Here is a 24,824-nt window from a genome sequence, read left to right as displayed (position 1 = left end):
AGGTTTTTAAAGATTAGACTCAAGAAGCAGAACAAAACTTGCTGCCAATTCGAATTGAGCCAACCTTAAGATACATGTCTCGATAACAAAGTGAAAGGCATAGGAGTTTGAATAAGTAGATAAAAACACCAAAAAGATGAAAAATTATCAAACTGTAGTCGGGGTTGTGACCGGAATTTTGATTGTTTTTGTCACGCTGATTCAACTCAATATCGCTTTACCATTAATCTGGCTAATTTTCTTGGCGGGGCCTTTTTTAGTCCTTTGGATGGTTTGGTCTGTTTTAACGGCTCCAATTACAATAGAAGAAACCTTTGATGAACAATGGTATCAGGACAAGCCGGAATTAAGAAGAAAAAGAGATTAGTCAAGGTGCAAAAAATTCCTGTGGAGTAAGGATAGGTATTTGACTGTTGCCAATAAAATCCCTTTTATTTCTAGTAATTAAAAAATCTACACGATGAGCTAAGGCAGTATAATATTGTAGCCCATCTTCCTTGTCTTTAAAGTCGGAATTCAAAGATTGAATAATCACACCCTTACCTCCTGAAATTACCTCACAAACTAAAAAAAATTGTTCTAAAAGTTCATTTGCTTGAGGAATTTTGTAAACCTCAAAAACAAGGTAATATAAGTTTCCTAAACTGCTCTCAGCGATAAAAAGCTGAGCCAATGACCCTTGTGCTAGCATTAGAAAAAGCTTAGAATCTTCATAAAAGGGTTCCCTTTTTGCCAGCAAGTCAATCACTACATTAGTATCTAAAAAGATTTTAACCATGTTTTTTTAACAAGTAATGACTTCGAAGCTCTTTGTCAAATTTATCAGGGCTGGGTCTAGGTTTCATAGACTCCAATTTTTTTAAAAGTGATTTTGCCGCTTTTTGTGCTTCCGTTTGTTCTATTTCCGGATCTTCTTTAGAAAAAATCTCCTCAAACATTTGAGACAATGACATTCCTCTGTCAGCAGCTTTTTGCTTGGCCTTTTCTATTATTTCTTTTTCTACAGTGAGAGTGAGTTTGGTTTTCATAAATACACGTGCTTAAATACAATATACGTGTAATTCTCAAATTGTGTTCAATTTCATCGGTTTATAATTTTCTTTTTAAAGGTCAGATGGAATCTTCGCATTGATTCCCCGATACATCGGGGCGTCTCTCTGGGTGTCACATTGGGTCGTGCTCGATTTCATCGGTTTATAATTTGTTTTTTAAAGGCCATATGGAATCCCTGCCTGCGGCAGGCAGGTCGCACAGGTTCCCCTATACTTCGGGGCATGCAAGTGTGTGTCGGCCCCGACATGCTCGATTTCGTCTTTAATTTGATTTGAAGTACTTTCGAATTCCTATGAGCCCTTCACTTAAATACGCCCAATTCATCAAGTCCACCGCCAAACATCTGGGCTTTGAATTCTGTGGAATTGCTAAGGCGGAATTTTTAGAAGAGGAGGCCCCGAGACTTGAAGAGTGGCTGAATCGAAACTATCAAGGACAGATGGCCTATCTGGCCAATCATTTTGATAAGCGTTTAGATCCAACCAAATTGGTTCCCGGTGCAAAAACGGTCATTTCTTTGATTTACAATTACTATCCAGAGCATAAACTTCCTGAAAAACCAGAAGACATCAAGCTGGCCAAATATGCTTATGGAGAGGATTATCACTTTGTGATTAAGGATAAGCTTAAAACATTTTTGGAAATTCTTAGGCGGGAAATCGGTGAAATTGAAGGGCGGGTTTTTGTTGACTCAGCACCGATCATGGAGCGACAATGGGCTCAAAAAGCTGGATTGGGATGGATTGGAAAAAACAGCCTTTTGCTTAACCGGAAGATGGGGAGCTTTTTCTTTTTGGCAGAGTTGATCATCGATTTAGAGGTGGATCCTGATCTTCCTTTAGCAAAAGATTATTGTGGAACTTGTACGGCCTGTATAGATGCATGTCCAACAGATGCCATCGTGCAACCGGGAGTAGTCGATGGTTCCCGCTGTATTTCCTACTTGACCATAGAATTGAAAGAGGCAATTCCTTCAGAATTCAAAGGAAAGATGGAAAATTGGGCTTTTGGCTGCGATATCTGTCAGGATGTATGCCCTTGGAATCGCTTTTCCAAGCCTCATCAAGAACCAAAATTTGATCCCCATTCGGATATAAAAGACTATTCAAAGAAAGATTGGATTGAGATGACAGAAGAGACTTTTCAAAAAGTTTTTAAAAAATCTCCTTTAAAGCGTACAAAATTTGCCGGACTGAAAAGAAATCTCGAATTTATTCAATCAAAGCCCTCCTAGACTTATGGCGCAGAAGTCTCCCATGAAGCAATTCCAAAAACTCTTCAAGAGTAAAAAAAGGAAAAGACCTGCCCATAGAGTTGGTTTGCCTCCTGCGGCCCTGGTTTTTACAGGTGATAAGAAACAAGAGGAAGTTTTCATCAACTTAATTACCTACGATGAACAGGAGATTTATGAAGAAAAAATCAAACTCTCCCAGCTTAAGGATCATCTGAAGCTTCAAAAAAAAGTTTTTTGGATAGATGTCATTGGACTTCACGATGTGGGAATTCTAGAAGAAATCGGACAGATTTTTGGCATTCACAAATTGACTTTGGAGGATATTCTCAGCACCTTCCAAAGGCCAAAAATGGAGGCTTTTGAGGAGTACATTTTTGCTACGCTGAAAATGATTCAATGCAATTCCCCTGAGGAGCCCATAGTTGAAGAACAGGTGAGTTTTCTAATGGCTAAAAATATTCTGATCACTTTTCAGGAAAAAGAGGGAGACGTCTTCCAGTTTGTAAGAGAGAGACTCCAAGACTCCAAAAGGACCATCCGACAAAGAGGAACCGATTATCTACTGTATGCTTTATTAGATGCGGTTGTTGACAATTATTTTACTGTCCTTGAACATATAGGCGAAAGGATAGAAAGCTTAGAATCGCAGGCCATCATAGAACCCGGGACCGAAACTTTGAATGCCTTGTATCTTCAACGCAGGGAGATGATGGACCTAAGAAGGTCAGTATATCCGCTGAGAGAGGTAATCGGAGCTTTCGATAAGTATGCAGAGGATAAAATCTCTCCGGAAGTACGGCCTTTTATCCGCGACTTATATGAAAATACTATTCAGGTAATTGAAACCATGGAAGTGTTTCGGGATATGTCTTCCGGCGTTTTAGACCTCTATATGAATAGTCTTTCTAACCGCATGAATAATGTAATGAAGGTGCTTACCATTATATCCACCATTTTTATCCCTTTGAGCTTTGTGGCTGGAGTTTATGGAATGAACTTCGAGTATATGCCCGAGTTACAATGGCGCTATGGGTATTTTTACGTTTTGAGTGGAATGGGTATAGCGGTGATTGGAATGCTCTTTTATTTTCGATTCAAAAAATGGCTTTAAAAGCAATTTAAGCACTCTTTTTCTATTGTAAACAATTAAATTGTTTAAATATCTAATCTTAAAAAGCTTTAAGACTGATATCTAGACTTTTCACGGAGTGCGTTAAAGCCCCCATAGAAATAAAATCCACACCGCACTCGGCCACCTCTGCAAGGGTCTCCTCTGTAATTCCACCAGAGGCTTCAGTTTCAAATTTCCCGTCAATAATTGCAACTGCCTTTCTCATGGTTGCATAATCCATATTGTCCAGCATGATGTAATCCACTCCTCCAACTCTCACTACTTCCTCCACCTCTTGCAAGTTTCGGGTTTCAACTTCAATTTTTAAATTCAGATTATGAGAGGCTAAATAGGCCTTGGTTCGCTCAATGGCTTGCTGAATTCCTCCGGCAAAATCCACATGGTTGTCTTTCAACATCACCATATCATACAGCGCAAATCTATGATTTACTCCTCCTCCGATATGAACAGCCCATTTTTCCATCAATCGGAAATTAGGTGTGGTTTTCCTGGTATCCATCAGACGAGCTTTGGTATGGATAATCTTCTGAGTCAACCTATGAGTCAATGTAGCGATACCGCTCATTCTCTGCATACAGTTGAGAACCAGTCTTTCCGAAGATAAAATAGATGCTGCAGGACCTGAAACTGTCAATCCTATATCTCCATAATTCACTTCATCCCCATCCTTTTTCAGAAGAGTTACTTCCAAACTGGGATCGTAGCTTTTAAAAATTTTCTCAGCCATTTCTATTCCAGCAAGTACTCCGTCACCCTTGATTAAAAGCTTTGCCTGACCCTTTTTATCTGAAGGAATGGCAGCTAAAGATGAATAATCTCCCGGTCCAATATCTTCTGCAAAAGCAGATTGGATAAATGATTGGATAGCCTGATCGGTAAGGTAAGCGGGTCTCATGTATCAAGATTTTAAATCAGCTGATCAGATTTCAAAAATCTGGCAGAGATTGAAGCATTTATTGGGATGAAATGTTTGGAGTAGCTATAAACTATTTCCAGCTGCAAAAATAGGGATAATGAGTAGCAGTACGGGTAATTTTCTTAAAATGCTTACACTTTTACAAAGCCCAGACTATACACTTTGATTTGGGTATCCTGCTGATTGACTTTGATAAAAACCTTATAAATGCCTTTTCCGCTTTGATAATCCCCTATATAAGAACTCAAACTGGGATTATTTTCTGATCTAAAAACTAGGGAAAATTTTAAGGGTGGGTTTTTCTTGAAAAAATCTTTTAACACTATTTCGGCCTGACTTTTCGAAAAATCACCTTGTTGACCGTTGATATTGAGTGAAATACTTGCGTCAAAATATCTAGCCAAATCACTACTGGACCCACTATCGATCGCCACTATAATCGGGTCAATAGAGTGCTCAGGTGGATAGGTAGTATCTGGTACAGCTATCCACAGTAAAAGTGATAGTATGAGTTGGTTAAGCATCATCATTGCTGATTTGGCAAATACTACGCCAAATTCATTCTTTCAAAATGCATTTTTGAGATTATTTCTTTCAGCAGGAAAAAAGTCAATCCATCATTCTTTGGGTCAAGAATGCCTAGAATATTTTATATTTGCCACATGGATAAGAAAGTACTTTTAATGATCTTGGACGGCTGGGGAATTGCGACTAAACCCGCTGTATCCGCCATCGACAAAGCCAAAACACCTTTTGTAGATAGTTTATATACCAAATACCCACATTCTACCCTTGAGGCCTCAGGATTAGCTGTAGGTCTTCCGGAAGGACAAATGGGAAATTCAGAAGTAGGGCATATGAATATCGGTGCTGGTAGAATCGTTTATCAAGACTTGGTGAAAATCAACCAGGCCGTGAAAAACGAAGAGCTGAAGGAGCACCCTGTGTTGAAAGAAGCCTTTGCCAAAGCAAAAGCTGAAAAGAAGAAAGCGCATTTTATCGGTTTGGTTTCTGACGGTGGAGTGCATGCTCATATTGATCACCTGAAGGGTCTTTGCGATGCTGCTAAGGCAAATGGAATGGAGGATGTTTTCATTCATGCATTCACAGACGGTAGAGATACCGACCCAAAGGGAGGTGTTCATTATCTATCCGATCTTCAAGATCACCTGAAAAATTCATCCGGTAAAATCGCCTCTGTGGTAGGAAGATACTATGCCATGGATCGTGATAATCGTTGGGAGCGCGTTAAGTTGGCTTACGATGCCTTAGTTCATGGCGAAGGAGAAAAGTCCAAGGATATCCAAGCTGCCATCAAAAAATCCTATGACAATAATGTAACGGATGAATTTATCCGTCCAATTATCCACGTAGGCGCAGATAATAAACCATTGGCGACCATAACTGAGGGAGACCTGGTGATCTGTTTCAATTTTAGAACCGACAGGGGAAGGGAAATCACGCAGGTGCTGACGCAAAAGGATTTTGAGGATTACAATATGAAAAAATTGAGCCTCAATTACATCACTTTTACAAACTACGATGAAACCTTCCAGGGAGTCAAAGTACTTTTTGAAAAGGACAACCTAAATAACACACTTGGACAAGTCCTTGAAGCAGCAGGAAAAACTCAAATCAGAATTGCTGAAACTGAGAAATATCCTCACGTGACCTTCTTCTTCTCAGGAGGCAGAGAAAAAGAATTTACAGGAGAAAGCAGGATTCTCTGTCCTTCTCCAAAAGTTGCGACTTACGATCTCAAGCCTGAAATGAGCGCTTTTGAAATCGCTTCCAAAATAATCCCTGAACTTAAGAAGAAAAGTACGGACTTTATCTGCCTTAATTTTGCCAATGCAGATATGGTAGGGCACACAGGTGATTTTGAAGCAGCAATGAAGGCTTGTGAAGCGGTGGATCAATGCACTGAGCGTGTAGTCAATGCAGCTTTGGAAAATAACTATTCCATCATGGTGATCGCAGATCATGGAAACAGTGATATGATGATCAACGAGGACGGAAGTCCAAATACGGCTCATACCACCAACCTTGTCCCTTTTATTTTGATCGACAAGCAAGACAGTTTCCAGGTAAAAAATGGGAAATTGGGAGATCTAGCTCCAACCATCTTGAAACTAATCGGCCTGGATATTCCTAAAGAAATGACCGGAGATATCTTGATAAACGAATGAAATTTAGAACACTCGTAGTACTTGCATTCCTGATTTCCTCGCTTACTTCCTGTGAAAATACTCCTGGGATCGCACCTGTGGGAGAAATGGAGGTTTTACCTTATTATGATTTGAAAGGCTTTGTACTTCAGGAAATCGAAAAGCTGGACAGCAGCAGCCAAGTTTCTAAAATCACCCGGATAAATGGGGAAGAAAAAAAGTCTGATTTGACTTTCTCAAAAGAAGATTGGAAAGAAGAGCTAGACGCTTTCTTGGAGGCAGATATCAACAAACCTTCCTTAGTCACAGCCTTTACCACTGAGATCAAAGGTGATATTTTAATCCATCAAGCTAAACCTGAGGCAAAAACAACCATCAAAGAAATTCAGGTTCGGATTGTAGATGATAAACCTGTTTGGTTAAGATTTAGAGGTGCAAAAGAAAGTATATTTTACACCTCTTATATCAATGGGGGCATTTACATGAATGCTTTTACTGATAAAATTGATCATTACGAATTGGAAAGCACACAAAAAATTTGGTTCCTCAGTCCAAATAATATGAAAATTCAAGGTGCAGTTAGATAAAATAAGGCTCGGATTTTTTCCGAGCCTTTCTTTTCTTATTGATTAAATAAGGGAGGTCTTTGAGTTTGCCAGTCAGTATTTTTCTGAATGAGACTTCCTAGCATCACCAACTTTTCTTCCTCAAACAGATTTGCCAATAAAGTAATGGAAGTAGGTGAACCGCTCTCATTAAATCCATTTGGCATGCATAAGGCAGGATGTCCTGTCAGGTTAGTGATCTGTAGCTGTGATCCGGCAAAAGATGGAGTCACGATCACATCATATCCTTTCATTAATTCATGCATTTCCTGAATCAAAAGAGTTCTTTGACGACTTAGATTCACATAGTCTGTAGCCGGTATAAATCGAGCTGCTCGAAACAAGTTTGGCCAGGCATTTCTATGTTGAGCTACCAACTGATCATCCCAACCAAGGCGAGTCAATTCATCAAAAGCGGCTGAACCTTCAGCCATAAGCATCATCACAATCGGACCGGCAGGTATCGAAACATTTAACTCGAGCGGATGTAATTCTATTCCAATATTTTTGAGCGTTTCTAACACTTTTTGATCATTGGCAGAAGCTCTTTCTCCTTCGAAGAAAGGCTTGAAATAGCCTACTTTTAAGCTTTTTGGGTCTTTTTTCGCATCATAGTTGAAAGCTGCCTGAATGGAACTTGCATCATTATCATCCTGTCCATTGATGACTGCTAAGACTATCCCATTATCCAATGCCGACCTGGAGATTGGGCCTATTTTATCCATGGACCAGCTCAAAGCCATCGCACCATGCTTGCTAACCCGTCCATAAGTAGGCCTCAAACCAGTAACTCCGTTTCGAGTAGATGGGGAAACAATGGATCCAAGGGTCTCCGTTCCTATCGCAAAAGGAACTAGTCCGGCACTCACTGCAGAAGCAGAACCGGCTGATGAGCCACTAGATCCTTGCTTCAAATTCCATGGGTTTTTGGTAACTCCTCCATACCACACATCGCCCATAGCCAAAGCACCTAACGTAAACTTCCCTACTAAAACCGCTCCTGCATCGTCCAATTTGGTCACGATAGTAGCTGTTTCATCTATTTCCTGATCTTTGTAGGGCATGGCTCCCCAAGTAGTCTTGGTTCCCTTTACTGCCAGCAAATCTTTGACACCATAAGGAATTCCGTGTAGAGGTCCTCTATATTTACCTGCTTTCAACTCCGCATCCATAGCCCGGGCTTTTTCCAAAGCAGAATCTTCCATCAGAGTGATCAGACACTGAAGCGTATCAGAGTATGTTTTAATCCTATCTAGATAAATCTTTGTCAATCTCTCACTTGTCAGCTTTCCGGACTTGATTAACACCGCCAATTCATGAACGGGCGTGAAAGCAATATCCACATCTGATTTGGGAAGATCCACTGAATTAGCAAGCCCCCAATTCAGAGTTTTTTGCTCCAGAGAAGGTTTAAATCCTTTGGGAAGTGGGTTGAAAACCAAAGAAGGAGCAACTGAATTGTCCAGGCTGACCTTTCTGGAATTTTCAAGATTATTCAGCTGATTTTTAAGCGTATTCACCATACTATCCTTCTCAGCTGGACTGAAGGAAATACCAATCAAGTTGGAAGCCCCTTCGATGGAAGCCGGATTGATTTCACCAGAAAGTTTCCCAAAGGTAAAACCAAGTGCTAGGCAAGATGCCGCTCCGAGGCATATAAAGAAGCCTGATTTTAATCTGTTTTTTATTTCCATAGCTTAGTTTTGTATTATGCATGAACATGCAAGGCCCCAAGGTGTTTAATTAGTGCTTTAAAATCAAACCATTCATGGATCAAAAACCAGCATTTCCCATATTTCCCATGTATTTCAGAGGGCTATTATTGCTCGCAGGAATGTATACCATTGCCTGGTCGGCATTTTTTAAATGGTTTGGGCCAGAATTGATCAACTGGCTGGCGATCAATGGGGACTTGGCTTCCACATTACCCGCTAATTGGTATGGAAGTATTGGATTAATAGTGGGCTTGGTGATTTTTGTTTCTGCCTTCTATCCGGTAAGTTGGGTCTACCTGATTATAGGGGGGATAGCTGGAAAAATTATTTTGGCAATCTGGTTCTCTTTGGGGTTTTTGCCGGATATAGGCTGGAATAAGCGAAGTGGTTTTCACCTGATTTTCAATGAGCTCCTTTGGTTAATTCCTTTGATTGTTATTTTCCTTAGAGGCCTTCAAGTAAGGGCTTATTTAAATACAGAAGAAGAAAAGTAAAAAAGGGGCTTTCACCCCCCCTTTTATTATAGAATAATGATCAACAATAAAATGATGATGATTGCACCGGTGGAAATGAATATCCCTCCATTTCCTCTTCTGCTTATCTCCTTCATTTCTTTTAACTCTGCTCTAATTTCCTTTTTCTCTTCTTTAGTCATATCAGAAAAATCCATGGCCTTGATTTCTTCAAATCTAGTTTTCATGGCTTCCAATTTGGCTTTTTCCTCCTCACTCAACTCCGTAACTTCTTTCTCTTTATTTACTGGTTCAGCATAAACCATGGATACAGAAAGAAACAGGGCAAAAATCATTAGTAGTTTTTTCATTTGACTGTAGTTTTGGTAAAAGATAAATTAAACTGATTTAGAATATTTTTAGAACCAATCATAAAACGGATAATTGGTGATTTTAGGATATTAATCCACCAAAATGATAATGATCAGGATTAATATGACCGCGCCGGTAGAAAGCCAAAGGCCGTTATTTCTTCCCTCTGCTTTGATTTCTTGCAGCTCAATTTTAAGAGCTTTGGCCTCATCCTTACTAAGTGTAGAGAAATCCATCGCTTTGATTTCATTAAATCGATTTTGTAATTGTTCGATCTTTTCTGAGTCTTCAGCGCTAAGCTCAGTTTTTTCTTTTTTGGTTTTTTCGCCAGGGTTTGCATGGGCGGCATTGAAGCCGAAGAAGCCTAACATCATGAGAATCAGTAGTGCTTTTTTCATAGGATTAGTAATTTAAATGAAAAGGATATATAAAATGTCAAAGGCTATTTTTCTACAGTGAAGCAAATTTTCTTTTAGGCAAACCTTACTTAGAAATTAAAGTGAAACAAAATGACAGAAAACCAATCCAAGAGAGGAAAGTTTACATCTATGGATTGACTCCTCCCAGCGGTATTTTTTGTACCTTGGTTGGCTTATTAATTTAGCTTTTTTCTACGAAAAAATAGACCATGTCTCAAAATCAACCCCATAAATTATTTCTTCTGGATGCAATGGCTCTGATCTATCGGGCACATTTTGCATTTAGTAAAAATCCTAGAATCAACTCCAAAGGCCTCAATACCGGTGTCATGCTGGGTTTTACAAATACGCTGATGGAAGTATTGACCAAGGAAAAGCCCAGTCATATTGCAGTAGCTTTTGATACCTCTGCACCTACTTTTAGACATAAGCAGTTTGAGCCTTACAAAGCAAATAGACAAGAACAACCAGAAGACATTACTGTATCTATTCCATGGGTTAAAGAAATTGTCAAAGCATTCAGGATTCCAGTTTTGGAAATGGATGGATTTGAAGCTGATGATATCATCGGGACCTTAGCCAAAAAAGCAGAAAGGGAATCATTTACGGTCTACATGATGACGCCAGATAAGGATTATGGACAGATCGTGGATGACCATATATATTTATACAAGCCCGCCTTCATGGGCAATGGTGTGGATGTGATGGGTCCTAAGGAAGTTTGTGCCAAATGGGATATTGAACATGTGGATCAGGTTAGAGATATCCTGGGACTGATGGGGGATGCTGTGGATAATATTCCGGGTATTCCAGGCATTGGCGCTAAGACTGCAACAAAGCTATTGAAGGAGTTTGGAACAGTGGAAGAACTGATCAAAAACACGGAAAAGCTGAAAGGAAAGCAAAAGGAAAATGTGGAAAACTTTGCGCAGCAAGGTATACTTTCCAAAGAGCTTGCCACCATCAAAATAGATGTGCCTATCGCATTTAATGAGGAGGATCTACGTTACGATGGCTTTGATGAAGAAAAGCTTAGAGCCATTTTCACTGAATTGGAATTCCGCACACTTTCCAATAGAATTTTTAAAGACGAAGGAAAAAAAGCAGTTATTCAGAAAAATGAACAACTTGGTCTTTTTGGGGAAGCTCCAAGTTCATCTCCAGCTTCGGAGATTGAGTTTGAAGAAGAATCTGTAAATACCTCCGCCCCGGTTGTTCCAGATACTATCCACAGCAATCTTCACCATTATCACAAAATCAAAGGAAAAGATTCCATCGAAGAATTGATGGAGTATTTGATGGTGCAAAAAGTTGTGTGCTTTGATACGGAAACTACTGCACTCAATGCAATGGAAGCAGAGTTGGTTGGAATTTCCTTTGCCTACCTCAGTGGTGAGGCCTATTATATTCCGTGCCCTGCTGACCAAAAAGAAACTCAGGCTATTTTGGAGCTGATAAAACCGTTCTTTGAAAATGAAGATATCCTTAAAGTTGGTCAGAATATCAAGTATGATCTGTTGGTTTTGAAAAGCTATGGAATAGAAGTGAAAGGTGCGCTTTATGACACTATGCTAGCCCATTATCTCATTGAGCCGGAAGGAAAGCACAGCATGGATTGGCTTGCTGAGCAATACCTTAACTATAAGCCTGTTTCCATTACTGAACTGATCGGAAAAAAAGGTAAAAATCAGGGCAATATGCGGGATGTGGACGAAGATGAAGTCACCTCCTATGCTGCAGAAGATGCTGATATTACTCTTCGATTGAAAGAGAAGTTTGATCCCCTTTTGAAAGAAAATGAATTAGAAAAACTTTTCTACGAAGTGGAAAACCCGCTGATCAATGTGCTGACAGACATGGAGTTTGAAGGGGTCAAAATAGACACTGACAGCCTAGCCGAACTTTCTCAAGCCCTAGAGGAAGAAAGTATTGCTATAGAAAAAAGAGTCTATGAATTAGCGGGAGTAAGGTTCAATTTAGCTTCTCCAAAGCAATTAGGCGATGTACTTTTTGAAAAATTGAAACTGGACCCCAAGGCTAAAAAGACCAAAACAGGTCAATACGCCACAGGAGAGGAGATATTGAGCAAATTGGCAGATGAGCACGAGATTGCTCAGGCCATTTTGGATTATAGACAAATGGTTAAGCTAAAATCAACGTACGTGGACGCTTTGCCCACTATGATTAACTCCAAGACAGGACGCATTCACACGACCTATAATCAGTTTGTGGCAGCTACAGGCCGTTTGTCGTCCATCAATCCCAATTTGCAGAATATTCCAATTCGGACCGAAAGAGGCAGAGAGATCAGAAAAGCCTTTGTAGCCAGAGATGAAAACCATGTAATTCTTGCTGCGGATTACTCTCAAATAGAGCTAAGAATCATGGCTGCTTTCTCCGGAGATGAGTCTATGATAGAGGCCTTCAAAAATGGCAGGGATATTCATGCCACCACAGCCGCAAAAATATTCCAGGTTCCACTGGAAGAAGTGACTTCAGACATGAGAAGAAAGGCCAAAACGGCCAACTTTGGTATCATCTATGGAATTTCAGCATTTGGTCTTTCGCAGCGCCTTTCGATACCAAGAGGAGAGGCCAAAGAAATTATCGACGCTTATTTCAAAGAGTTCCCGGCAGTGAAAGAATACATGGATGGAGCCATAGAAAAAGCCCGAAAGGACGAATACGTAGAGACCATCTTAGGTAGAAGAAGATACTTGAGAGATATCAATAGTCGAAACCAAACTATGCGAGGTTTCGCTGAACGAAACGCCATCAATGCTCCTATTCAGGGTTCAGCGGCCGACTTGATTAAGGTGGCTATGATCGATGTGCATAACTGGATGAAAAAAGAAAACCTGAAGTCCAAAATGATCCTGCAAGTTCACGATGAATTGGTTTTTGACGCTCATAAGGATGAAGTTGATATATTGAAAGAAAATATTCCTGGCTTGATGTCAAACGCTATCAAACTGGCCGTCCCGGTAGAAGTGGAAGTGGGATTAGGAAAAGACTGGCTTGAAGCACATTGATGAGAGATTAGAAGCGATAGGCGAGAAAATAGAGACGAGAGATTAGAAAAGTGGCTGGAATTGCTTGATCTGATGTACAAAACCCCAAACCAAATTGGCTAAAGTAAAAACTTCCTTTTTTTGTCAGAATTGTGGCGCGCAAAGCCCAAAATGGCTAGGTAAATGTCCTGCATGCGGGCAATGGAATACCTATGTAGAAGAAATTATTCAAAAGGAGGAAAGCGGAAAGGGAACCTGGAAAACTCCCTCCAACGGAACAAAAAAGGCTAGCAGCCCTAAAAAAATCACCGAAGTCAAATACGAGGAGCAACCTAGGTGGATCACCGGAGATAATGAATTGGATAGAGTTTTAGGAGGAGGAATAGTTCCTGGATCTTTGGTACTGATTGGGGGCGAGCCTGGTATAGGAAAGTCAACCTTGATGCTGCAGATAGCATTAATCTTAAAGAATAAAACCATTCTTTACGTATCCGGGGAGGAAAGTGAGGCTCAAATCAAAATGCGGGCAGACCGAATGGATGCAAAAAACCCTGACTGCTATGTGCTATCCGAGACGAATACCCAACAGATATTTCAACAAGTAGAGATTCTAAAGCCTGACTTCTTGGTGATAGATTCGATCCAGACACTCAACAGTCAGTACGTAGAGTCTGCTGCTGGCTCTGTCTCCCAAGTCAGGGAGTGCACAGCTGAGCTGATGAAATTTGCCAAAGAAACCGGAACGCCCGTTTTTTTGATTGGACATATCACCAAGGATGGTTCCATCGCCGGCCCCAAAGTATTAGAGCATATGGTCGACACAGTCCTACAATTTGAAGGTGATAGACACCTCACATATAGAATCCTCCGAACTTCCAAAAACCGATTTGGGTCCACACATGAATTGGGCATCTATGAAATGCGAGCCGAGGGGCTTCGATCAGTAGCTAATCCATCGGAGATTTTGCTTACTCAAAGGGAGGAAGTATTAAATGGAGTAGCCATTGGCGCCATGATGGAGGGGAATCGTCCTTTGTTGATCGAAATCCAGTCCTTGGTTAGCCCAGCTACATACGGAACACCCCAAAGAAGCAGCACAGGACATGATGCCAAGCGTCTGAATATGCTTCTGGCTGTATTAGAAAAGCGGGGAGGAATGAGACTTGGACAGCAAGATGTCTTTTTGAATGTGGCAGGCGGCCTAAGAGTGGATGATCCGGCATTGGACTTAGCAGTTTGTGCCAGTTTGATTTCAAGTTATGAGGACACTCCCGTTTCCGAGCAGATTTGTTTTGCAGGTGAAGTGGGTTTGGGTGGTGAAATCCGGGCAGTTTCCAGAATAGAAAACAGAATTGCAGAAGCTGAAAAGCTGGGCTTCAAGAAAATTGTAGTTTCAAAATATGCAGTCAAAGGGCTAGATCTTAAAAAATTTAAAATTCAGGTATTGCAGGTAAGTAAGTTGGAAGAAATGTATTCGCTGATTTTTTAACATGAATTAAAGCCCCTAATTATCTTCAATCGGAATTAGCATCAATGAGGAAATTATTCATATTCTTGGTTATATTTTGCCATTATTATTTTTTGGTGGCTTGCCAAGGAGAGAGTTCTAATGCTCCAACTATTCAGGAAAATATTGCCGGTACTTATTACAAGTCCTTAATCACAAAAGATGGTCAGGAGAGGAATTATATCGTCTACGTGCCTTCATCTATAAACTCTAGAGAAAAGCTCGCTCTACTTTTGGTAATTCATGGAACCAACCAAAGTGGTCAGGTATTCTATGATAATGGATTGTGGAACTCGAAAGCAGATCAAGAAGGGTTTATAGTTGTTTATCCAACTGCCTTAACTTATTGTCATTTTGACGAGGGCACTCAAAGAACTACCACCAAATGGGCAGCTGGAGACTTAGGAGAAAGTGATCTACAGAAAGGGGGATTACCACTTTGCGTTGGGGAAACCTTAAGAGATGATATGCTATTTTTTGACGGGCTAATCGAAACCTTGAAATCAGAGTATCTAGTGGATGAAAAACGTATTTATGCAACAGGTTTTTCAAACGGTGCTCAAATGGCTTCACGCTTAGCTGCGGAACGCTCTGATATATTCGCTGCTATCACTATTCATGCAGGTAATTTGTCAGAGTTTATTCCTCCAACACTTTCGCCAAAACCCATGTCAATCATAGTTTCCGTAGGAGCTTCCGATCCGCTTTTTTTGAAGAAGATTGGCTTCAATCAACCAATTGCAATAAATCCTGATGTTATCAATATACCCGGATTAAAATCGCTTATAAATCCCTTTCTTTCTATTTCTGGCTTAAACTCCAATTACACCTACACAGAGAGACCCTATTTTGGAAAGAAAATCGGCAGATTTCATTTCAATTCAAGCAATGTTAACAAGGAAAATACTTTGGAGTTTCTATTGATTGAGAGTCTCCAGCATAATTATACCAACATTTTAATTGATCCTTATTGGGAATTTTTAAGGACAAAAAAGCTTCAATAATTTTCATAATTGCCTTTAACAACTGGGTAAAAACTACGTTCCTCTTGGGCCTACCTAAAGAATTAAAAGTAAATCTAATCAGCTGCCTGAGATAGCCAAGGGACTGTTTACATTTGTATCCCACTTCATTTTTTTGTATTATAAACAGCTTGTTTACAGGTACAAAGTGTCCTTTTTATGAAACGTAATTCTTTCATTTTATACTTTGAAATCCCTAACCAAACCAATATAACCATGCAAAATCAATTCAATGATTCAGATAAAATCTTGTCTATAGGAGTTACACTTATTTTGTTAATCAGTCTGCTTTCTTGTAATAATCGAAAAGAAGAAAAATCAGAATTAATTAAAGAGGATCCTGTAGTAGAAATAGTTACTGAAAACATGGATTTTCAGCTTCCAGACACCATTCCTCAAGGCTGGAACAAGTTTCATTACATCAATAAATCAAATCAAACACATTTCTTTTTAGTAGAAAAGTATCCTGAAGGTAAGAACATTGAAGATGCAAAACGTGAAGTACTACCGCCCTTTGCAAATGGCATGAGCCTATTAAATGAAGGAAAAATGGATGAGGCTTTGACAGAATTCGGAAAACTGCCCGAATGGTATGGAGCAGTGGAATTTGTAGGAGGATCAGGTTTGGTTTCGCCGGGTAATACAGCTCAAACAACCTTAAAATTAGATCCAGGCTATTATTTAATAGAATGTTATGTGAAAATGGAAAATGGCGAGTTTCATACAACAATGGGAATGTTAGAGCCTCTAGTTGTATCTCAGGATTCTTCAGGAATAATGCCTCCGGAAAGTTTTATACCTATCAACATTTCAAGCAAAAGCGGTATTGTTTTAAATGATTCCGTCACTGCAGGCACTCAAACTTTCGGGGTCTATTTTCAAGATCAACATGTTTATGAAAATGTGCTTGGTCATGATGTTAACCTTGTGAAACTGACTGAAAATGCCAACTTGGATAGTTTGGAAAAATGGATGAACTGGATGGATCCAAAAGGGCTAATTGAACCTGCTCCAGAAGGTGTAGTTTTTCTAGGAGGAGTAAATGATATGTCTCCCTTAACCATAGGTTATTTTACAGTCGAACTGACTCCCGGAAATTATGTACTCATATCCGAGGTTCCAAAGGCGTCTGAAAAGAACCTAATGAAAACGTTTACAATTTATTAAGCAGACCTATTGAAATATTTAAGGCTGTCTCATTTAGTCTTTCTGATCTTTATTCCGGATAGGTAGTTTCTGGGAGGCAGGGAAAGATCAAAATTGATTTGGTAAGCTTAAATTTTGGTCATTTAAAGATGTTGATTCCATATAATGATATGATGGAGGTGAGACAGCCTCCCGATATTTTTCTTAACAATTCCTCTATTTTTTGATTTCTCAACTTGAATCTTAGCCAATTTTATTAAAAAATATGGATATCCGCTTCCCTACCAGTAATGACAAAAATATGGTTTATTGTCTGCTGAAAGGATCAGAATCCGGAAGCTTCGCCTGCCGTGGCTGGGTCTTCGGTCATCGGTCGCCCGTGCTGAGCGAAGTCGAAGTATCCAACAGTCAAGCAAGGAAAATAAGGCAACTGGCATGATTGCGGATAATCAGATTAAAAAATAAGAATATCTGCTTTTCCGCCAATAAGTACAAAACACTGTTTAGGATTATTTTAAGGATCAGAATCCGGAGGCTTCGGTCACCTCTTTTAAGCATAGCCGAAGTACTGGTCTTTTCGCCAGTCGGGTAAATAAATATGGCAACTGATTTGGATGCTGATAACCAAATTTTTTAGCAACCTACTCCAGACCTGATTGAAAATCTTTAAATTATATCTTTTAAATAATTTGCCTTTTCATCTAATCCCCTTCATGAAAAAAAATCTTCGTTATTACTACAGCTTACTTAAGGAAAAACTATGGTTTAAGCCTTTACTTTTTTGCTTCATTTCGATAGGGTCTGCCTTTTTGGCTCATATTGCAGACAATAGCTTTTTAGATGGTCTCGTTCCAGATATCGAGAAAGAGTCAATAGAAACCCTTCTGAACACCATGTCTGCAAGCATGCTGGTTATTGCGATTTTCGCAGTAGGTTCTATGCTTTCCGCTTTTTCAGCTGCAAGTAGTAGTGCGACACCCAGATCTTTTCCTCTGATTGTTTCTGATGACGTTTCACAAAATGCGCTTTCCATCTATATCGGTTCATTTATTTACAGCATCGTGGCCACTGTAGCTTTTAAAAATGACTATTTCGGAAAGGCTGGTCACTTCACATTATTTGTGCTTACTCTTATAGTGTTTGCTATTGTAATTTTGACATTTTTAAGATGGGTGGATAGTATTTCCAAATTAGGGCGTATGGGACAAACCATTCAAAAGGTAGAAAAAGCCACCAAAGAATCTATAGTAGAAAGAAAACATCTGCCTTATTTGGGTGCTAACCCTTTTAATGGAAAGATTATCGGAAAGCCTGTTTATCCCAAAATAATCGGGAATATTACCCATATCCACATGGATCAGGTAGATGAGTTTACCAAGGAGTTTGATGTGGATGTAATCATCAATTGCCTTCCTGGGTCCTTCTGCACTCCAGATCAACCTCTGGCATATTTTCACCAAAAGCACACAGAGGAGATTGAATCAGAAAAATTGATTAAATGTTTTGAAATCAACCCTGACAGATCCTTCTTGGATGATCCGCGCTTTGGATTAATCGCACTCAGCGAGATTGGAAGCCGGGCTCTTTCTCCAGGTATCAATGATCCTGGCACAGCAATCGCCATTATAAAAAGCCACACCCGCTTATTCTGCGAATGGTTATCTGAAAAAGAAGAGGAGAAGGACTCATCTGTCATTTATGAAAGGGTGGAAGTTCCCCCTCTTTCCTTATCTGATATGTTTGAGGATGCCTTTCGTCCAATTGCCAGAGATGGAGCAGGAACCATTGAAGTGATGATCTGGCTTCAAAAGTCTTTTTCTACTCTTTGGAATATTGGAAATCAAGAAGCCAAGGATCTTACAATTCACTATTCTAAAATAGCATTCGAAGGAGCTGAAAAAGCAATTTCAAACAAACATGATATTCAACTCCTGAAAGAGAAATCCTTGTTCTTTGCCCTCCAGAAATCTTGATATAGTTTTACGATTTCTGAGAATAAATGAAAATTACCCCTTTTATATTTCCCTCAAATGCCTGAAAATATAAACCTGACCTTAGACCCGGAAAACTGGGATGAAATGAGACAGCTTGGCCATCAAATGATCGATGATCTATTTGATTATTGGGAATCAATTCGGGATCAAAAAATATGGAAGCCCATTCCCCAAGAGGTCAAGGACCAATTTGAAAAGCCAATTCCTGAAAAAGGCCAAAGTCCGGAAGAAGTTTATCAGGAATTCAAAGAGTTTATATTTCCCTATAATAAAGGAAATGTGCATCCTAGGTTTTTTGCATGGATTCAGGGAACAGGAACACCCATGGGAGTTTTAGCTGATTTGTTGGCCTCAGGAATGAATCCTAATACTACTATTGGAGAGCATTCTGCCATGTATGTGGACAGGCAAGTGGTCAACTGGTGTAAAGAATTGATGAACTATCCACAAGAGGCATCTGGTATTCTTGTAAGCGGTGGATCGATGGCCAATATCACCGCGCTCACGGTGGCAAGAAATTCCTTCGGTTCTGAATACATCAGACAAAAAGGGCTCAAGGCAGCCTCAGCTCAATTAATCATTTATTGCTCGGTAGAAACACACTCATGTATTCAAAAGGCAGCAGAAATTATTGGTTTGGGAACAGATTCAGTTCGAAAAATATCTGTAAATGAGCGGTATGAGATGAATGTTGCGGAATTAGAACAGCAGATCATTTCAGATAAAAAAGCGGGGCTTTTACCTTTTGCCATCGTAGCTACCTCAGGCACTGTCAATACCGGAGCAATTGACCCTTTAGACGAACTCTTGGAAACTTCCAGAAAATATGGACTCTGGTTTCACGTGGATGGAGCGTATGGGGCATTGGCAAAATTAGACCCGGTGTATGCTCCCCGACTTAAAGCTATCGAAAAGGCAGACTCAGTCGCTTTCGATTTGCATAAATGGCTCTATGTGCCTTATGAAGTAGGCTGTACTTTGATTCGGGATGCAAAGAAGCATCGAGAGGCTTTTGCTATTACTCCCAATTATTTATTACAAGAATCCAGAGGACTTTCAGGTGGCCTGGATTCAATCAATAATTATGGTTTTGAACTTTCTAGAGGCTTTAAAGCACTGAAGATTTGGATGTCTCTCAAAGAACATGGCAAAGAAAAGTATGCTGCCATGATAGCTCAAAATAATCGTCAGGCAGAATACTTAGCAGATTTGGTCAATCAAAATCCTCAATTACAGCTAATGGCACCCGTTTCCATGAGCATTACCTGTTTCCGAATGATTAAGCCAGAGCTTTCCGAAGAACAATTGAAAGATCTAAACCGGGAAATATTACTGAGGCTTCAGGAGGAAGGCATTGCCTCGCCAAGCAGTACCATTCTCAATGGAAAATACACCTTGCGGGTTGCCAATGTAAACCAGAGAACTCGAATAGAAGACATGGACTTATTGGTTCGGGAAGTGCTTAGAATCGGGAATCAAATTGTGATTGCGTAGAAATTTTAGGTAAATTCCATAAACCCTACGCATCATGAAATCAGCACCTTACCTTGCCTTTTTAGGCTTATTTCTGTTTTCCTGCAAAAATGGCCCTGAGATCACCACCCCAGAACCTGGCTACCTAATCGCCTTTAATACCTATGAACCTGACTCAGTCGTAGAAGATAATTGGGAAATACGGATCATGGATCCCGAAGATTCTACCCATCATTCCACCAATATTATCAATCATCCTGATGTAGCATGGACCTATTTTGCCCATGGACCTACTATCTATTTTATCAGTGATAGAGACACTGCTTATCGACACTTTTTTCTCTATCAAATGGATAGTGAAGGAAAAAATATTCAAAAATTGTCAAATCTCAGGTTAGAGGACAGTTGGATGGATTTGGACCCGGTAACCCAAACCATGATCGTATCAGGGAGAACTGAAAACCGCTATCAACTCTACCTGATTGATCTCAAAACCGGAAATTATACACCATTCATGCATGATACTACCTTCAAATTCCAAGACCCGGTCTTTTCTCCCGACGGTAAACAGGTGGCTTATGTAAAAAGTCCAAAAGTCCAAGAAAATGGAGTTTTTCCTGAGGTTTTTCTAATAAATAGAGATGGTAGTGGGGAAAAACAACTAACCAAATTTCCCGCAAACGACCCTGCAGCTGAAAAATATGGTTATAAAGCTGGAGCACTAAAGTGGCATCCCACTGAAAATTTCATCAGTTATGCCAGTTCAAGAGGAAATACCACTTCAATTTTCGGGATTAGGCCGGAAGGGGGAGAGAGCTGGAAGCTTTTTACCTCCCAAAACCGGGAAGTTTATCACTCCTGGAGTCCTGATGGGAAACTCTTGACTTTTGAGCAGTCCGAGCCAGACAGTTCCTCCAAAGGATATAAACTGATTCTCATGAATTGGGAGACAAAAGAATTCCAAGACATATCCGATCCTGCTTTCAAAACTCAATTAGCACCCTTATTAGTGCAAAAAAACTAAGAGCAGTCCCTAATTTTAGGACAAAAGCAGGAAATATTGGCCTAATTTTGGTGCTTGCATGGGCTGGCTTTGGCCTATTCTAAAATTAAACCAAATACTATCATGATGAAGTTTTTAAAAATCAGTTCACTCGTTCTTTTTCTGGGCTTTTTTGCGGCTCTTGAAAGCCAAGCTCAGGAAGTCGGTCTGCGTTTCGGTAATGTAAATGGGAATAACGTAGCATTAGATGCGGTTTTTGCTTTGGGCGAGTTTAGTAGAGTCCATGGTGACTTAAGCTTTGGAGGCGGAGGAGCAGGGATTGATTTGCTTTGGAACCCAATCTATCGCCCTATCTCTGATTCAGAGTTTAATTACTATTTGGGATTTGGCCCCTCCTTATTTTTGGGCGATCCATTCAAACTGGGAGCGGCAGGTGAAATTGGTGCAGAATATGAATTCCCCGATTTTCCTCTAATTGTAGGCCTGGATTGGAGACCCTATTTTATTTTGATAGAAAACACCACATTTGATGCCGGTGGCTTTGGATTAAATATTCGTTGGAGATTAAATTAATCCAATTATTACGTAACTTAAAGCTGGGTCATCGCCTGGCTTTTTTTATGCCGAGTGACTGAGATTATTGCCTTTTTTCTGTTTAAACAGATACGAAGATGGAACTGATTCTGGAAGGTGATTTCTACTTGGAGCGTTTCTCAGGAAAAGCAGGATGGACCTATATCCCTTTCTCAAAGGAAAATATTTCTGCCAAAAACCCCTTTGGTATGCTAAAAGTCTCCGGAAGCATAGATGAATATCAGTTCAAAGACAAACACCTGATGCCCATAGGAGATGGCAGACTTTTTTTACCCTTAGCCAAGCAAGTTCGGAAAAAAATCAAAAAAGAAGCTGGCGACTCTGTTCATTTAAAACTCTACAGACAAGCTTTACCCGACAGTGCACCCCCTGAACTCTTGGATTGCCTGCGTGATGACCCTGGAAAACTCAGACTTTTCGATTTAATACCTACAGAAGAAAAGGAAAAGTGGGTCAGCTTTATCTATAGCGCAAACTCAGAAGAAGAAAAAGCCACGAGGATTGTCAAATTGTTGGAGGCACTAAATTAAAACTCCACAATTATACCAATAGTGGGTAATACATTTCCTGCTGTGTTCTCTATTAAGCGAAGTTGATAGCGGCTAGGGTCATTGGGATTGACCACTATTTGTCCTGAACCCTCTCGCTCAGGTACCAAAATAGGAGCCTGTAAAGCCTGAAAATTATAGGCATTTTGGATATCCACGTACCAATTGAGATTCCAGTTTTTGAAAAAGTACTTCTTATCCAGCCTCAAATCCAGTTGATGAAATGCAGGCAATCGTTCTCCATTAATTCGGCTATAGTCCAAGATCCCTGAGTTTCTCACATCCCAATTGGAAATCAAGGCCGATTCCTGTACATCAAAAGGAGTGTAAGGAGTGCCTCCCAAGAATCTCCATCTTGCGCCTAACTCCCAATTATTCTTGAATCGCTTTCCTGCCGTTAAGCTCACAATAAACCTATTATCCCAAGAGGATGGAACAAAGCCTTCTGTATTTGGATTGGTAAATTCACTTCTGACTAATGTCAAAGCAGCTATACCATAAAAATCCTTGAAAAGCCGCTGCTGCGCCAAAAACTCAATTCCAAAAGCTCTCCCTTCAGCATTTGAATTGACAGGTTCATTTCCGATTACTCCAAAGTCAGCTCCCAAATTGGCTAAGGCTATACCATTTCGAATAGAGGAGGGATAATTATCATACTTTTTATAAAATGCCTCAGCCGTAAAGCGTCTGTTTTTGTCAGGAACTAAAAATTCAATCCCAACAATCAATTGACTGCTCCTAATGAACTGCACATCATTTTCTTGATTAACCAAGACGCCTTCATTGTTTCGAAAGCCTAAAACAGTGTAAGGAGGTTTTTGATAATAAATGCCTGCATTTGCTGTGGCAAATAAATTTGGCTTTAATTGGTAAGAAACAGAAACGCGTGGACTGATTTGGTTGAGAGGGTTCATAGCAGTACTTCCAAAATCAGAACCATCCATTCTTAGCCCACCGGTAAGCAGCAAACGCTCCCCATTGAAATACTTGCTTCCGGAAATAAAAGCACCATAGGAACTGAAATTGGAGGTGGAATTAATGTCTATCACCTGCCCTGATCCTGCCAGAGTTGCCCTATCAAAATTGTCAATGAAATAACGGGCGTATTCATAATTCACTCCATACTTCAGGGTATACCCTGTTCCAAAGATGCTGTTTTCAGCCCGAAATTTATTTTCGGATTCCTGGCTTAAATAATCAAATAAAAGATTGGCCTCTGAGCTCGCATCATTATTGCCGTACTTAAAGGAACGGTTGTTCAGCATATTCCTGCTCAACACAAAAGTCCAGAATCCGTTTTCCCGAAAACGCTTTAACTTCAATCCGGTGGCATAGTTCCACTGCTCCTGAATCGGCAGTACGCCCAGTAAATACAATCGATTTTCTCTTTCCTCCTGCGTTTCATTTTCAGGGATATCTTCATTGAGAACGAATTTATCAATCGCTCCTACACCCAGAAAGGTTAACTCTGTTTTCTCGTTCAGTTTGGTGGTAGTCTTAACTTGGAAGTCATTAAAAGTGGGTAAAAATGGCAGGCCTAATAGTCTAAACAAACCTTGCAAATAAGATCTTCTCGCCGATAGCAAATAGGTGGTTTTTTCTCCCAAAGGTCCTTCATTGGAGAGTGTCAGTTCGGAGGCTCCCACAGTCACCTGAGTAAACATCTGGTCTCTTCTTCCTTCTTTCAATTGAACTTCAAAGAAAGAGCTTAAAGCATTCATTCTATTAGCAGGAAATCCTCCTGCTATCAAATCCACATTCTTGATCAGGTTGACGTTGAGAATTCCAACCGGACCTCCTGAAGAGCCCTGAGTTGAAAAGTGATTGATTACGGGAACTTCGATTTCGTCAATGAAAAACCTATTCTCGTTGGGTGCGCCACCCCGAATCAAAATATCATTTCTAAAGCTTGGTGTACTGGCCACTCCCGGCAAAGCTTGGATAACCCGGCTGATATCTCTGTTGCCCCCAGGATACCTCTCTATTTCATTGGAATTGAGCTTGCGAACTGATAGCGGAGTTTCTTCAGACCTTGAAAACTCCGAGCTTACTACTACTTCATTCAGCTCGGAAGCATCTTCCAGCAATTCAAAATCCAGCTGTACCGGTTTAGCCTGCGTAATTTGAACCTCATATTTGGTGGCAGTTTTAAAGCCTACAAAACTGGCTCTCACATTATATAAACCCGGAGGAATATTACCGATTTGGTAGTTTCCATTCTCATCACTGATGGCTCCCAATTCTGTATTCAATATCAAAACATTGGCAAAAGCCACAGGCTGATTATTGACGGGATTAATGATTTTACCTTTTAAAACTCCTTGAGAAAAAACAGGCAGGGTTAACAGCAAACAAATCAGTGCCGAGAGATACTTTTTCATAATCAGGTGGGAATACTTTAAAAATCAATTCCTGAAGACAAAGTTTCGGATATACCCGAAAATTTGACCTAAATCAAGA

General features: G+C 40.1%; 23 protein-coding genes. 15 read left to right on the top strand and 8 right to left on the bottom strand.

Annotated elements, in window-relative coordinates; translation table 11 throughout:
- Positions 1–136 precede the first annotated feature (136 nt).
- Entirely contained in the window at positions 137–367 is a 231-nt protein-coding gene (locus FL972_RS13850) for a hypothetical protein (protein ID WP_144606118.1), read from the top strand.
- Here FL972_RS13850 and FL972_RS13845 read toward each other — a convergent pair whose 3' ends face one another.
- Together FL972_RS13845 and FL972_RS13840 are read right to left on the bottom strand one after the other, a co-directional pair.
- Positions 368–778 carry a PIN domain-containing protein gene (locus FL972_RS13845; protein WP_144606116.1) on the bottom strand — a complete coding sequence of 137 codons (411 nt, stop codon included), beginning with the start codon at positions 776–778 and terminating at the stop codon, positions 368–370.
- Positions 771–1,028, bottom strand: a complete 258-nt coding sequence (locus tag FL972_RS13840; protein ID WP_091653503.1) for a DUF6364 family protein — start codon at positions 1,026–1,028, stop codon at positions 771–773. Before FL972_RS13840 ends, FL972_RS13845 begins: the two co-directional genes overlap by 8 nt.
- Before the next feature lie 317 nt (positions 1,029–1,345).
- On the opposite strand from FL972_RS13840, the gene queG reads away from it, so the two are divergent.
- Together queG and corA are read left to right on the top strand one after the other, a co-directional pair.
- Positions 1,346–2,287, top strand: a complete 942-nt coding sequence (gene queG, locus FL972_RS13835; RefSeq protein ID WP_144606114.1) for a tRNA epoxyqueuosine(34) reductase QueG — start codon at positions 1,346–1,348, stop codon at positions 2,285–2,287.
- Between the two features lie 4 nt (positions 2,288–2,291).
- The gene (gene corA / locus FL972_RS13830; RefSeq protein ID WP_144606111.1) at positions 2,292–3,398 is read left to right on the top strand and encodes a magnesium/cobalt transporter CorA; all 1,107 of its coding nucleotides are present in this window, start codon (positions 2,292–2,294) and stop codon (positions 3,396–3,398) included.
- A 58-nt stretch (positions 3,399–3,456) separates the two neighbouring features.
- Here the strand turns inward: corA and nadC are convergent, their stop codons facing one another.
- Positions 3,457–4,314, bottom strand: a complete 858-nt coding sequence (nadC, locus tag FL972_RS13825) for a carboxylating nicotinate-nucleotide diphosphorylase (protein WP_144606109.1) — start codon at positions 4,312–4,314, stop codon at positions 3,457–3,459.
- Between the two features lie 152 nt (positions 4,315–4,466).
- Positions 4,467–4,859, bottom strand: a complete 393-nt coding sequence (locus tag FL972_RS13820) for a DUF4783 domain-containing protein (protein ID WP_250161357.1) — start codon at positions 4,857–4,859, stop codon at positions 4,467–4,469.
- 138 nt (positions 4,860–4,997) lie between these two features.
- Between FL972_RS13820 and gpmI the strand changes: the two genes are divergently transcribed.
- Both gpmI and FL972_RS13810 read left to right on the top strand, forming a co-directional pair.
- The gene (gpmI, locus tag FL972_RS13815; protein WP_144606105.1) at positions 4,998–6,524 is read left to right on the top strand and encodes a 2,3-bisphosphoglycerate-independent phosphoglycerate mutase; all 1,527 of its coding nucleotides are present in this window, start codon (positions 4,998–5,000) and stop codon (positions 6,522–6,524) included.
- Positions 6,521–7,090: a hypothetical protein gene (locus FL972_RS13810; RefSeq protein WP_144606103.1), complete on the top strand. Its 570-nt coding sequence runs from the start codon at positions 6,521–6,523 to the stop codon at positions 7,088–7,090. The genes gpmI and FL972_RS13810 overlap by 4 nt, the downstream gene beginning before the upstream one ends.
- 35 nt (positions 7,091–7,125) lie before the next feature.
- On the opposite strand, the gene FL972_RS13805 is transcribed toward FL972_RS13810, so the two are convergent.
- The gene (locus FL972_RS13805) at positions 7,126–8,802 is read right to left on the bottom strand and encodes an amidase (RefSeq protein ID WP_144606101.1); all 1,677 of its coding nucleotides are present in this window, start codon (positions 8,800–8,802) and stop codon (positions 7,126–7,128) included.
- Positions 8,803–8,876: 74 nt separating this feature from the next.
- Between FL972_RS13805 and FL972_RS13800 the strand changes: the two genes are divergently transcribed.
- Complete coding sequence (locus FL972_RS13800; protein WP_144606099.1) at positions 8,877–9,317, top strand: hypothetical protein; 441 nt, start codon at positions 8,877–8,879, stop codon at positions 9,315–9,317.
- A gap of 26 nt (positions 9,318–9,343) precedes the next feature.
- Here the strand turns inward: FL972_RS13800 and FL972_RS13795 are convergent, their stop codons facing one another.
- Together FL972_RS13795 and FL972_RS13790 are read right to left on the bottom strand one after the other, a co-directional pair.
- Complete coding sequence (locus FL972_RS13795; protein ID WP_144606097.1) at positions 9,344–9,646, bottom strand: hypothetical protein; 303 nt, start codon at positions 9,644–9,646, stop codon at positions 9,344–9,346.
- A 90-nt stretch (positions 9,647–9,736) separates the two neighbouring features.
- The gene (locus tag FL972_RS13790) at positions 9,737–10,045 is read right to left on the bottom strand and encodes a hypothetical protein (RefSeq protein ID WP_144606095.1); all 309 of its coding nucleotides are present in this window, start codon (positions 10,043–10,045) and stop codon (positions 9,737–9,739) included.
- Positions 10,046–10,275: 230 nt separating this feature from the next.
- Here FL972_RS13790 and polA point away from each other — a divergent pair, with 230 nt between their 5' ends.
- The 9 genes from polA to FL972_RS13745 all read left to right on the top strand — a co-directional run bounded on the left by polA (position 10,276) and on the right by FL972_RS13745 (position 22,346).
- Positions 10,276–13,098: a DNA polymerase I gene (gene polA / locus FL972_RS13785; RefSeq protein ID WP_144606093.1), complete on the top strand. Its 2,823-nt coding sequence runs from the start codon at positions 10,276–10,278 to the stop codon at positions 13,096–13,098.
- 94 nt (positions 13,099–13,192) lie between these two features.
- Positions 13,193–14,566 (top strand): DNA repair protein RadA, encoded by a 1,374-nt coding sequence (radA, locus tag FL972_RS13780; protein ID WP_144606091.1) that lies wholly within the window; start codon positions 13,193–13,195, stop codon positions 14,564–14,566.
- A gap of 44 nt (positions 14,567–14,610) precedes the next feature.
- A complete protein-coding gene (locus FL972_RS13775) occupies positions 14,611–15,588 on the top strand; it encodes an alpha/beta hydrolase family esterase (protein ID WP_144606089.1) in 978 nt (325 codons plus the stop codon).
- A 177-nt stretch (positions 15,589–15,765) separates the two neighbouring features.
- Entirely contained in the window at positions 15,766–16,773 is a 1,008-nt protein-coding gene (locus FL972_RS13770; protein WP_222116040.1) for a hypothetical protein, read from the top strand.
- A gap of 692 nt (positions 16,774–17,465) precedes the next feature.
- On the top strand, positions 17,466–18,725 hold the full coding sequence (locus tag FL972_RS13765) for a DUF2254 domain-containing protein (RefSeq protein WP_144606087.1): 1,260 nt from the start codon (positions 17,466–17,468) through the stop codon (positions 18,723–18,725).
- Positions 18,726–18,782: 57 nt separating this feature from the next.
- The gene (locus tag FL972_RS13760; RefSeq protein ID WP_144606085.1) at positions 18,783–20,240 is read left to right on the top strand and encodes a pyridoxal phosphate-dependent decarboxylase family protein; all 1,458 of its coding nucleotides are present in this window, start codon (positions 18,783–18,785) and stop codon (positions 20,238–20,240) included.
- Positions 20,241–20,274: 34 nt separating this feature from the next.
- Positions 20,275–21,243, top strand: coding sequence for a TolB family protein (locus FL972_RS13755; protein ID WP_144606083.1), 969 nt, complete (start codon positions 20,275–20,277; stop codon positions 21,241–21,243).
- A 102-nt stretch (positions 21,244–21,345) separates the two neighbouring features.
- Positions 21,346–21,795: an outer membrane insertion C- signal gene (locus FL972_RS13750; RefSeq protein ID WP_250161356.1), complete on the top strand. Its 450-nt coding sequence runs from the start codon at positions 21,346–21,348 to the stop codon at positions 21,793–21,795.
- A 98-nt stretch (positions 21,796–21,893) separates the two neighbouring features.
- Positions 21,894–22,346, top strand: coding sequence for a DUF1905 domain-containing protein (locus tag FL972_RS13745; protein ID WP_144606081.1), 453 nt, complete (start codon positions 21,894–21,896; stop codon positions 22,344–22,346).
- Here FL972_RS13745 and FL972_RS13740 read toward each other — a convergent pair.
- Entirely contained in the window at positions 22,343–24,745 is a 2,403-nt protein-coding gene (locus FL972_RS13740) for a TonB-dependent receptor (RefSeq protein WP_144606079.1), read from the bottom strand. The two genes, FL972_RS13745 and FL972_RS13740, sit on opposite strands and share 4 nt — an antisense overlap.
- Positions 24,746–24,824: the final 79 nt, after the last annotated feature.

The sequence above is a fragment of the Algoriphagus algorifonticola genome, from assembly GCF_007655305.1.
In the GTDB taxonomy this organism is placed as follows: Bacteria; Bacteroidota; Bacteroidia; order Cytophagales; family Cyclobacteriaceae; genus Algoriphagus; species Algoriphagus algorifonticola.
This window is presented reverse-complemented; position numbering and strand designations above follow the sequence as displayed.

Coding starts and splice junctions, on each gene's coding strand:
- FL972_RS13770 (WP_222116040.1), top strand. CDS start 15,766: ATGAAACGTAATTCTTTCATTTTATACTTTGAAATCCCTAACCAAACC.
- FL972_RS13795 (WP_144606097.1), bottom strand. CDS start 9,646: ATGAAAAAACTACTAATGATTTTTGCCCTGTTTCTTTCTGTATCCATG.
- FL972_RS13805 (WP_144606101.1), bottom strand. CDS start 8,802: ATGGAAATAAAAAACAGATTAAAATCAGGCTTCTTTATATGCCTCGGA.
- nadC (WP_144606109.1), bottom strand. CDS start 4,314: ATGAGACCCGCTTACCTTACCGATCAGGCTATCCAATCATTTATCCAA.
- polA (WP_144606093.1), top strand. CDS start 10,276: ATGTCTCAAAATCAACCCCATAAATTATTTCTTCTGGATGCAATGGCT.
- FL972_RS13775 (WP_144606089.1), top strand. CDS start 14,611: ATGAGGAAATTATTCATATTCTTGGTTATATTTTGCCATTATTATTTT.
- corA (WP_144606111.1), top strand. CDS start 2,292: ATGGCGCAGAAGTCTCCCATGAAGCAATTCCAAAAACTCTTCAAGAGT.
- FL972_RS13790 (WP_144606095.1), bottom strand. CDS start 10,045: ATGAAAAAAGCACTACTGATTCTCATGATGTTAGGCTTCTTCGGCTTC.
- FL972_RS13820 (WP_250161357.1), bottom strand. CDS start 4,859: ATGCTTAACCAACTCATACTATCACTTTTACTGTGGATAGCTGTACCA.
- FL972_RS13810 (WP_144606103.1), top strand. CDS start 6,521: ATGAAATTTAGAACACTCGTAGTACTTGCATTCCTGATTTCCTCGCTT.
- FL972_RS13755 (WP_144606083.1), top strand. CDS start 20,275: ATGAAATCAGCACCTTACCTTGCCTTTTTAGGCTTATTTCTGTTTTCC.
- gpmI (WP_144606105.1), top strand. CDS start 4,998: ATGGATAAGAAAGTACTTTTAATGATCTTGGACGGCTGGGGAATTGCG.
- FL972_RS13850 (WP_144606118.1), top strand. CDS start 137: ATGAAAAATTATCAAACTGTAGTCGGGGTTGTGACCGGAATTTTGATT.
- FL972_RS13845 (WP_144606116.1), bottom strand. CDS start 778: ATGGTTAAAATCTTTTTAGATACTAATGTAGTGATTGACTTGCTGGCA.
- FL972_RS13800 (WP_144606099.1), top strand. CDS start 8,877: ATGGATCAAAAACCAGCATTTCCCATATTTCCCATGTATTTCAGAGGG.
- FL972_RS13840 (WP_091653503.1), bottom strand. CDS start 1,028: ATGAAAACCAAACTCACTCTCACTGTAGAAAAAGAAATAATAGAAAAG.
- FL972_RS13765 (WP_144606087.1), top strand. CDS start 17,466: ATGAAAAAAAATCTTCGTTATTACTACAGCTTACTTAAGGAAAAACTA.
- FL972_RS13750 (WP_250161356.1), top strand. CDS start 21,346: ATGATGAAGTTTTTAAAAATCAGTTCACTCGTTCTTTTTCTGGGCTTT.
- FL972_RS13740 (WP_144606079.1), bottom strand. CDS start 24,745: ATGAAAAAGTATCTCTCGGCACTGATTTGTTTGCTGTTAACCCTGCCT.
- queG (WP_144606114.1), top strand. CDS start 1,346: ATGAGCCCTTCACTTAAATACGCCCAATTCATCAAGTCCACCGCCAAA.
- FL972_RS13760 (WP_144606085.1), top strand. CDS start 18,783: ATGCCTGAAAATATAAACCTGACCTTAGACCCGGAAAACTGGGATGAA.
- FL972_RS13745 (WP_144606081.1), top strand. CDS start 21,894: ATGGAACTGATTCTGGAAGGTGATTTCTACTTGGAGCGTTTCTCAGGA.